Genomic DNA, 1,674 nt, shown 5'->3' on the forward strand with positions numbered 1-1,674 from the left:
ATTCCAGTTACTAGAAATACCATTGTACATTTTGATGATAATCAAAGATATATTGATACGCGTTATAACATGGTAAAAATAAAACTTGCTACTATAAATACAGAGTTATCTAAGCTAAAACAGAGACTCACAGACTCCTATAATCTTATAGACGTTCAGTCTGAAATTGAGAAATTTGATAGCCAAATAGCTCATTTAAATATCAATCCTGAACAAATAAGGAAAATAATAATTCAATTAAGTACGGAAAATAAAAGTTTAAAGAAAGCAATACTAGATAAGACTATAATTAATAACACGATAGTTGATAACTTACATAAATCAATAACAAAATTCGCAAAAAAATTAGGGGTGATTGACATTATTAACCCTAATAAAGACTACATATTTACATCTGATTTAAAATCATTAAGTGGAGCAGTATTACATAAAATAGTTTTTTCATTTAAAATGGCCTATATTCTAGAAATACAAAAAATTATCGGTTTTAAATTACCTATAGTTCTTGATTCACCGAGCGGACGTGAAGTAGATCAAGAAAATATTAGTGAGACTATGAATATATTAATGGAGGAATTTTCCGATAACCAAGTAATCATTGCTTCAATTTATAAGTATAAAGAATTACATCCATTGCAAACTATACAAATTAGTAATAAGTTATTAGAATAACACCAATAAATATTTTTTCCTTTAATTATTTTTTCGCTAATTATTTACATTTTTTATATTTTGAATCGCAAGTAACCTAGCCATCCCCATTGTTACTTGCGATTTTTAATGAAATCATAAGTGGTAAATACATCTTAAATAATTTTATACTTTTTCCTTTTCTGGTTCGTGGTTTTTAATTCTTTCTTGCGCTTTCTTTATTTTCTCCGGTAGTGTGTATACATAATCAATGATAGTTTGAGTGAATTCAACCATTAAATTTACTGTATCCTGGTCGAACTCTATATCATCTGCATGAGCCGCAGAATTTCCCTCTTTTCTTAAGATATATGACAAATCTTTAATAATCTCGGGAAGTATCTTTTTATTCTGCAAATCCTTAAGTTTGCTAAATAAATCCTTCCCTTCTGCACATTTATGCTTACACAATTTTTCAAGTGCTCTTCTTAAAGCTAAAATACAAATAGCTCCGTCTAAATTCCTAACTTTAAGTGCTGCATCAAAAGCATCCTTAACGCCTTTAGGAACATATTCTTCTTTTGCTTCAAATCTTGGATAACTATTTTTTGATATGTAATAGGCTTACCATTGGGTTCCGTTTCCTCGCTACACCATGTTTCTTTCTCAAGTGTTACCTCTTTACATACTGGACATAAATATAGAAACCATTCTGAGCCAAACGTTATAACATGAACGGGTTTATAAGGTGAATAGCTGTAGTCCCATATCTCGTCATTATCGGTTATTCTATGGTGGCTAACACATTTCATGGATGTTTTATTACCACAATGGAAGCACGTCATGACCTTTTCATCCATTTTATCCATCTCCAATTTATTTTTAATTCCATTACATTTACTGGTGAACACAAAAATTATACTGAATACCCAAAATATTATTAGAGCAAATTAAAATACACTTTTGCCGTTTTTAAACGCCTAGTGATTTTATTTTATCACTTCTATATATTTCTAACTCATCTAATGATTCTAAACCTGTTTT

The 1,674-nt window shown here is 29.3% G+C and carries 2 protein-coding genes and 1 pseudogene; 1 reads left to right on the forward strand and 2 read right to left on the reverse strand.

The window, feature by feature from the left end:
- A pseudogene (locus V7149_RS26225) lies at positions 1–672 on the forward strand (hypothetical protein); the annotation flags it as partial.
- A gap of 144 nt (positions 673–816) precedes the next feature.
- Here V7149_RS26225 and V7149_RS26230 read toward each other — a convergent pair.
- Positions 817–1,245 carry a DUF4145 domain-containing protein gene (locus V7149_RS26230; RefSeq protein WP_335348486.1) on the reverse strand — a complete coding sequence of 143 codons (429 nt, stop codon included), beginning with the start codon at positions 1,243–1,245 and terminating at the stop codon, positions 817–819.
- Positions 1,146–1,490: a hypothetical protein gene (locus V7149_RS26235; RefSeq protein WP_335348485.1), complete on the reverse strand. Its 345-nt coding sequence runs from the start codon at positions 1,488–1,490 to the stop codon at positions 1,146–1,148. The genes V7149_RS26230 and V7149_RS26235 overlap by 100 nt, the downstream gene beginning before the upstream one ends.
- Between the last annotated feature and the right edge of the window lie 184 nt (positions 1,491–1,674).

It is taken from the genome of Bacillus sp. JJ1503 (assembly GCF_036965125.1).
Taxonomy (GTDB): Bacteria; Bacillota; Bacilli; order Bacillales; family Cytobacillaceae; genus Cytobacillus.